7 protein-coding genes and 4 pseudogenes are annotated in these 6,922 nt (G+C 58.6%); 6 read left to right on the top strand and 5 right to left on the bottom strand.

What is annotated here, in order from left to right:
* From CKW40_RS44435 to CKW40_RS38970, 4 genes and pseudogenes are all read right to left on the bottom strand, one after another.
* Positions 1-225, bottom strand: a pseudogene (locus CKW40_RS44435) (hypothetical protein); the annotation flags it as partial.
* A gap of 334 nt (positions 226-559) precedes the next feature.
* Entirely contained in the window at positions 560-1,024 is a 465-nt protein-coding gene (locus CKW40_RS38980) for a Ros/MucR family transcriptional regulator (protein ID WP_095204951.1), read from the bottom strand.
* Between the two features lie 160 nt (positions 1,025-1,184).
* Complete coding sequence (locus CKW40_RS38975; protein ID WP_143748479.1) at positions 1,185-1,430, bottom strand: hypothetical protein; 246 nt, start codon at positions 1,428-1,430, stop codon at positions 1,185-1,187.
* Positions 1,431-1,558: 128 nt separating this feature from the next.
* On the bottom strand, positions 1,559-2,179 hold the full coding sequence (locus CKW40_RS38970) for a cold-shock protein (protein ID WP_095204949.1): 621 nt from the start codon (positions 2,177-2,179) through the stop codon (positions 1,559-1,561).
* 134 nt (positions 2,180-2,313) lie between these two features.
* On the opposite strand from CKW40_RS38970, the pseudogene CKW40_RS46110 reads away from it, so the two are divergent.
* Positions 2,314-2,451, top strand: a pseudogene (locus tag CKW40_RS46110) (IS3 family transposase); the annotation flags it as partial.
* A gap of 2 nt (positions 2,452-2,453) precedes the next feature.
* On the opposite strand, the gene CKW40_RS38965 reads toward CKW40_RS46110, so the two are convergent.
* Complete coding sequence (locus CKW40_RS38965; RefSeq protein ID WP_244571476.1) at positions 2,454-2,894, bottom strand: ATP-dependent DNA ligase; 441 nt, start codon at positions 2,892-2,894, stop codon at positions 2,454-2,456.
* A 124-nt stretch (positions 2,895-3,018) separates the two neighbouring features.
* Here CKW40_RS38965 and CKW40_RS38960 point away from each other — a divergent pair, with 124 nt between their 5' ends.
* From CKW40_RS38960 to ku, 5 genes and pseudogenes are all read left to right on the top strand, one after another.
* Positions 3,019-3,204 carry a DUF3606 domain-containing protein gene (locus CKW40_RS38960; RefSeq protein ID WP_095204948.1) on the top strand — a complete coding sequence of 62 codons (186 nt, stop codon included), beginning with the start codon at positions 3,019-3,021 and terminating at the stop codon, positions 3,202-3,204.
* 473 nt (positions 3,205-3,677) lie between these two features.
* Positions 3,678-4,175, top strand: coding sequence for a hypothetical protein (locus tag CKW40_RS38950; RefSeq protein WP_095204947.1), 498 nt, complete (start codon positions 3,678-3,680; stop codon positions 4,173-4,175).
* A gap of 442 nt (positions 4,176-4,617) precedes the next feature.
* Positions 4,618-5,678 (top strand): annotated as a pseudogene (locus CKW40_RS38945) (DNA topoisomerase IB).
* A gap of 3 nt (positions 5,679-5,681) precedes the next feature.
* Positions 5,682-5,950, top strand: a pseudogene (locus CKW40_RS45005) (YciE/YciF ferroxidase family protein); the annotation flags it as partial.
* A gap of 101 nt (positions 5,951-6,051) precedes the next feature.
* Positions 6,052-6,912: a non-homologous end joining protein Ku gene (ku, locus tag CKW40_RS38935; RefSeq protein ID WP_095204946.1), complete on the top strand. Its 861-nt coding sequence runs from the start codon at positions 6,052-6,054 to the stop codon at positions 6,910-6,912.
* The last annotated feature ends 10 nt before the right edge of the window (positions 6,913-6,922 follow it).

The following is a 6,922-nucleotide window of genomic DNA, read 5'->3' as shown; positions in this document are numbered from 1 at the left end:
ATACCAGCGTACGCACAGCAGGATCACGGATCGATCAAAATGGCGGCCTTTGAACATGAGCAACTCCTGGAAAGAAGGAGAAGGTGTCATGCACCAATCACCTTTCCGAAAAGTTTGCGACAAAACCCCTTGGAAAGCTCTTCCTCCTGCCAAGCGGCTTCGCTCCTGCTGGACCTGTCTCGCATCCGTGACGCCTCCGTGATTCGGCGTCACGAACAGAATCACGGCAGATCCATACGGGGCAATAGACCCCGCCGACGATGTGGGTAATTGAAAGCCTCACCGGAGGCTTACGGTGCCGTTGTGGTCAATGTCGAAGTAGTAAAGGGCCATGCGAACAAATTTCGCAGGCGCGGAACAGTTCCGAGCGACGGCGAGCGGTGTTCAAACTGCGCATGGAGATGGATGCCGCGCAGCTGGCGCTGAAGCCGTTCCAGCCGCATTATGACACTTGACGCATCACACGCACACCTGCACCAGGCGCTCAATCTGTTGAACGATCAGCCGGCGGACTACGAACCGCCGCATCGAGCGCCTATGTCGGGTGGATCCGAGCAGCTTAGACCTTCGCCATCCGCTTGGCCGGCGTCTTCTTGACTGGGGCCATCTCAACGGGCGCAGACTTGCGGCCTAATCCGGACGCCTTTGCGAGCTGTGACCGAGCGGCGGCGTAGTTCGGCGCTACCATCGGATAATCCCGCGGCAAGCCCCACTTCTCGCGATAGGCGTCTGGCGTGAGGTCGAAGTGGGTCGCAAGATGCCGCTTCAGCGACTTGAACTTTTTTCCATCCTCGATGCAAATGATGTAATCCGGGAACACAGATTTCTTCGGGTTAACTGCAGGGGTTTGCGGCTCAACGACAGGCGCGATCGGCGTGCCAAGTCCGGATAGCGAAGCATGAATCGACGCTATCACGTCCGGCAAGCCAGACACCGGCAATGGATTGTTGCTGACATATGCTGAGACAATCTCCGCAGTAAGCTCGGCTAGTTCGGCGGCGCGGTGGGCGGATTCTTCTGTCAATGTGTTGGTCCCTTTATCTGATTCGTCCCATCTGTATTTGAGCAATGGCCTGCTGCCGGTTTTTCGGACACGAGGTTAAGCTTCAGGGTCTCAGGCCACCCCTCCGAGCGCGTGATCGGCATAGGCAACGTACGGTTTCAATTCCCTGTGGCAGGAAGTGTCACCCTGATCCTCGTTCGTTTTGCCAGGCTTTTTCGACACTGTTCTGGTCTTCACCACCGTCTGGCCGGTTCAGCGTGACTGTGCAGCGAATGAGCATGTTCCAGTCGGGTCCATGCTCCATGATCAGGTGCAGCCCGGAAATCTCTTCAAGGAAGTGTTCGATGCTGATCGGTCCATTCTCGTGCTGATATTCAAGAACGGCTTTCCACCGCTTGTCGCCGTGAAGCGTTACAACATTTGTCATCGGCCACTCCCCGTTCAGCTTCAGCGACACCGGATCTGTTCGGTCTCAATCACGTTACCGGTCCTCCAAGGTTAAGCCGTCGCAGTGTTGTGGGCAACATAACGCTGCGGCTTGGATGCAGCGCCCAGTCAGCAGAGCCGTATTGTTCGCGCCTCAAGCCCTTTATGACCGCGGTTGTAAGTGATGATCACCTTTTGGCCGACGTCGAGGTTGTCAACGCCGCTGCGGGTCAGAGTAGTCGCATGAACAAACACGTCCTTCCCCCCGCCATCCAACGCGATGAAGCCGAACCCCTTGTTCAGATCGTATCGCTTCACGAAGCCAGCGGCTTCCCGCCCCTCCTGTTCCTGCACAGGAACCGAGACTTCGGCGGATCGATTTGCAACCTTCGGGGAGGACGCACCGTCTCCGATGCTTACAGAGACAACTTCGACAACCTGGGCCCCTTTCTGGCCGGGTTCGGTTCGGACCTTCAGGCGTGCACCCTCGGGAAGGCTGTCATGTCCCGCAGCCTGCAACTTCGAGAGGTGAATGAAGGCATCAGAACCATCGCTGAGCCTCAAGAAGCCGAAACCCTTCTCGGCGTTTAACCAGAGTACCTCAGCATCATGTAAGAAGGTCGTCGCTGACGAAGGCTGCTGGGGTGGCGCTGGCCTGCGGTCGAAATAACTCGGTTCCCAACTCTCATGATGGTTATCGCTCTCTAAGCCCTGGCTCCGCGACTGACGGTGTTCCCGATATTTGCCCATTCCAGCACTGGCCCTAGAGGATGACATTCCATTATCACCGGGAGTGATCAGCGAGCAATACCAATTCGGTGGCTTGGCATGGCGCGCTGAAGGCCTCCCATCGCCGCGCGCTTGTAGATGAGTTAACGGACGTCTGGAAGGTCTCGATCCGCAAAGCCTGCAATGCGTTGCGGATCGACCGGTCCCTTTACACCTACAAGTCGAAGCGCGGTGAGCAGGCCGATCTCAAGCATCGGATTAAGCAAATCTGCGAGACGCGGCTTCGCTATGGAGGTCAAAACGATCCATCGCAACGAAACGCGATTGCGTGGTTTGCTCTTCGACCAGTACGGCGGTCTTCCACGGCCATGTCGCGCAAATCGTGCCCGTTGAGGTGCAGGAGATCGAACGCCACCAGATACAGGTCGCGTGATGGCGTTCGGCTGATGACGGCCGATTGAAGTGCATGGAAATCAGACAGGCCGGCCTCATTGATGGTGATCGTCTCGCCATCGATGATGAAGTCTTTCGCTTCGATCGCCTCTGCCTCGCCGGCAAGCTGGATATAGCGGCCTGTCCAGTCGTAGCCGTTCTTCGTGATCAACCGAATCCCGTTGTCATCCTTGATGATCTGAGTCCGGTACCCGTCGAATTTGATCTCGTGGATCCACTCCGCGCTTTGCAGCGGGGTATCGACCAGTTCAGGCTCCATCGGCTTAATGAAATTCAGACGCATACGCAGGCCTCGCAGAACACGCGATTCAATTAGCTTTAACTAAAATAGTTCCGGAATTGGAAATGCCCAGCGAAACAATTCGGCGCGACGCGCGTTGCGGTCGATCGCATGCTGGAGAACCACGGTGACCGACGACAAAAACAAGCTTGGCTATCAAGATCGCAGCCGCGTGAGCGGCGATGAGGAATACGAGGTCGGCTATTTCGCGAGTAAATTTGGCCTGTCTATCCCGCAGGAACGGGAGTTGATCGCCAAGTACGGCAATGACCGCGACACGCTGGAACGTGAAGCTAAGGCCCTCAAAGGATGACCAAATTATCTGACCTTGGGCCGCCAATCCCCGGCAAACGACACGGCAGCGAACCGGCGCGCGAGACTATTTCTACTCCTGCCCCTACTGCGGGCAGTTCGTCGATCAGCGCGATTTGCGCCAGGTCCTCTACCATGAAGTGGATGGGCATGAACCGCTGGATCCTGACGACAGTGAACCGTGGCCGGCGTATGAAATTCAAGGGATGCACGGCCTTCACGCTAATACGATAGCAGGGCACATGAGAATCCGAGCTATGCCATTCTCGCAATTAACTGCCCCAGATCACCGAAACGACCGCATTCTTACAATTAACTGCCAAGCGACATCAGTTCCCGCCCGAACTTGCCGGTCTGCGCATGGAACCAGTTCCGCTTCCCTCAGTTCCTTCAAGGACGTCGCAAGCGGGTTGGAGTGAGGCAGCCTTCGGCGCCCCAGGTTAACACGACAATTCCAATGGAGGCACGTACCCCATGTCCCTGCATACTCTTCATCCCGAACGTGTCGACGAGACGCGCATGCATGCCTATTCAACCTTCGCTCCCACCCTTCTCGACTCGCTGGCTCGGCGGCTGGCGCGCTGCCAGGGAAGCAAGGAACTGGACCAGGTGGAAAAATCGCTCATCCGCCTGATTGAGGACTCTGAAGTCACCGCCCCCCACGCTGAGGCGATGAAGGAGTTCGCGATCGAGCTGGTGGTGTCGACAATGACGAATGCCCGCAACCACCCGGACGCCAAAAGCGATCTCGAAGAGATCGACGGACGCCGCACCGAAGGCCGCTCCGAAAATCCGGACACGCTCGAAGAGCAGCTTCAATCCGGCCTCGAGGACAGCTTTCCGGCCAGCGATCCGCCGGCCGTGGTCTCGACATCCATTTCCGGCGGCTCGAAGGACCTTGTCGGCACGGACGAGGTGCTGCGTCGCAAGAAGAAAGCTCTCCAGCGCAGGGAGGAACAGGACACGAAGTAGCTTGTAGTGGGAGTGGGCCAATGCCTACCGACGGTGTGTCCGAACGGCTCGCCTGGAAATCGGTTATCGACAGCCACGCGCCGCTGGTGCTGCCATCGGCGCCCGACGCCCTGACCGCACGCCGATCGAACGCGCCGGCTTCCCGCCCACCAGATCGGCGGGTTTGCCAAGCCTAAGGACGGCTGGAGCCCATTTGGGGTCGACACCTTTGCTTCCCCGCAACCCTCTTGCGGGTCAGGTCTGATACCTTAACGCTGGAGGCTGGTGTGCTGGAATCCTGTTTCCTATCAGCCAGCCGATCTCGATGAGGATGGCCTGTGGACGTAAATGTCCGGCAGACAGACCTGACGGCACTCCAGAATGCTTGGCGGAACCAGCCGACGATCTGAGCCTTATCTAGGGAAAATCTCCGTGGAGAAATCATGCTGAACAATCGGGGTCGTTGCCTGGCCGATCGGCTGCCGGAGACGCTTCGCAGAAGAACGGGGCGCGTTGCGTCAGCCGACCGAGCCGCGCTTACTTATGTCACCGATGCCGAGCCGGGCATCCGTCGCCTCAAGGCCGGCAACGGTTTTTCCTACAAAGGCCCAGACGGGCGCCCTGCGTCCGACAGGACGATTGCGCGGGTCGAGGCGATCGTCATTCCGCCAGCCTGGACGGATGTGTGGATTTCGCCTGATCCTGATGGTCACATTCAAGCAACCGGAAGGGACCAGCGCGGCCGCAAGCAATATCGCTACCATCCGCAATGGGCGCAGGAACGCGACAGCGCCAAATTTTCGAGCCTGATCGCTTTTGCCGAAAGCCTGCCCAAGATTCGGCGCCAGATCGATGCCGATTTGCGTCGTCACGGCCTGCCGCAGGAGCGCGTCGTTGCTGCCGTGGTCTGGCTGCTCGACAACACCATGATCCGGATCGGCAATACCGCCTACGCCCGCGACAACAAGAGCTTTGGGCTGACCACGCTGCGCGACCGCCATGTTGACATCAAGGGCACGAGCCTGCGTTTCGCGTTCAAGGGCAAGTCCGGCAAGGAGTGGAAACTGAAGCTGGTCGATCGCCGGATGGCCAGGATCGTGCGTGCTGCCGGGCCAGAAGCTGTTCCAATATCTCGACGAAGACGGAAACAGGCGGCCGGTCCGCTCCGAGGACGTCAACCGCTACATCAGGGAGGCCGCCGGCGCTGACTTCAGTTCCAAGCATTTCCGTACCTGGGGTGGTACCATCCACGCCGCGTCCCTGTTTACGCAAACGGAGTTGCCTGAAAGTCAGGCACAGCGGAAGAAGCGGGTGAATAGTGTCATCGACAAGGTCGCCGAACGGTTGGGCAACACGCGCGAAGTCTGCCGAAAATGCTACATCTATCCAGTCGTCTGCGACGCCTGGTCCGAAGGCCGGCTGCTCGACGAGATGACGAAGGCGAACAAGCGGAAGCGGTCGATTCCCGGTCTCGACGATGAGGAAGCCCTCGTCTTGAGATGGCTGAAGGCACGGGGAAGCTAGGTGAAGACCAAGCAGGTCAACTGTCCGGCGATCGGCGGCATCCTTGAGGAGGCTGACGAAGTCAGCGGCGACATCGCCGACAAGGAGGTTCTGGACGCAGCCTAGATCGCCTCCGCGTAGGCGGTAGAGCACTACGAGATGACCCGCTATAGCACGCTAATCGCGTGGGCCAAGCAGCTTGACCGCAGCGACTGCGCCAATGTGCTGGCCAAGAACTTGAGGGAAGAGCAAGCGAGCGCCGCAAGCTCACCGAAATAGCGGAAGGCAAGATCACGTACGGGCCGCCGAATAAGCTGTCGCAAGAAATGGCCGGCGAACCGAGAACGCGTTCCAGTCGTTCTCACGTCGGATCTCATTGCGGAGGAAGTCTGTCATGGCACCGCGCCCGGCATGGAAAGGCTATCTGAAGCTTTCGCTGGTCACTTGTGCGGTCGAACTGACCAATGTCGTCACCCACACCGAGAAGGTCTCGTTCCGGGTGCTGAACCGCAAGACCGGCAACAGCGTCAAGCGTATCTATGTCGATGCCGAAACCGGCAAGCCTTTGGAGGATGGAGACGAGATCAAAGGCTACGAGATCGAGGACGGCAACTTCGTTCACATCGAAGAGGATGAGATCGAGACCGTCCAGATCGAGTCCTCGCACACGATGGCGCTCGACGGCTTTGTCGACAAATCCTCGATCCAGCAGATCTATCTCGACCCGCCCTACTATGTCGCGCCGGCCGACGACGTGTCGGAGGAAGCATTTGCGGTCATCCGCGATGCCATGGCGGGCAAGAAAATGGCGGGACTCGCGCGCATCGTGCTCCACAACCGGGAACGTCCCGTGGTCATCGAACCGCTCGGCAAGGGCATGCTGCTGACGACGCTGCGCTACGACAACACGGTGCGCCAGCCGGACACCGCGTTCGGCGACATCAAGGCGGTGAAGACCGACCAGGAGATGACCGATCTTGCCGAACTCATCATCGACAAGAAGAAAGCGAAGTTCGATCCCTCGAAATTCGAGGACAAATACGAGAATGCGCTTCTGGAGCTGATCCGCGCCAGGAAGGCCGGCAAGAAGACGCCGAAGGCCAAGGCGCCACCCAAGCCCTCCAATGTCGTCAACCTGTTCGACGCACTGAAGAAGAGCTTGTCGGCGGATGCGGGGTCATCGTCAGGCAAAGCCAGGTCGTCGGCAAAGCACACTAAGCCGAAGGCCGGCGCGCCCAGGCGCAAATCGGCGTGAGGACACAAGC

Source organism: Mesorhizobium carmichaelinearum (genome assembly GCF_900199455.1).
Taxonomy (GTDB): domain Bacteria; phylum Pseudomonadota; class Alphaproteobacteria; order Rhizobiales; family Rhizobiaceae; genus Mesorhizobium; species Mesorhizobium carmichaelinearum.
This window is presented reverse-complemented; position numbering and strand designations above follow the sequence as displayed.

Coding starts and splice junctions, on each gene's coding strand:
- CKW40_RS38975 (WP_143748479.1), bottom strand. CDS start 1,430: ATGACAAATGTTGTAACGCTTCACGGCGACAAGCGGTGGAAAGCCGTT.
- CKW40_RS38970 (WP_095204949.1), bottom strand. CDS start 2,179: ATGGGCAAATATCGGGAACACCGTCAGTCGCGGAGCCAGGGCTTAGAG.
- CKW40_RS38965 (WP_244571476.1), bottom strand. CDS start 2,894: ATGCGTCTGAATTTCATTAAGCCGATGGAGCCTGAACTGGTCGATACC.
- CKW40_RS38950 (WP_095204947.1), top strand. CDS start 3,678: ATGTCCCTGCATACTCTTCATCCCGAACGTGTCGACGAGACGCGCATG.
- ku (WP_095204946.1), top strand. CDS start 6,052: ATGGCACCGCGCCCGGCATGGAAAGGCTATCTGAAGCTTTCGCTGGTC.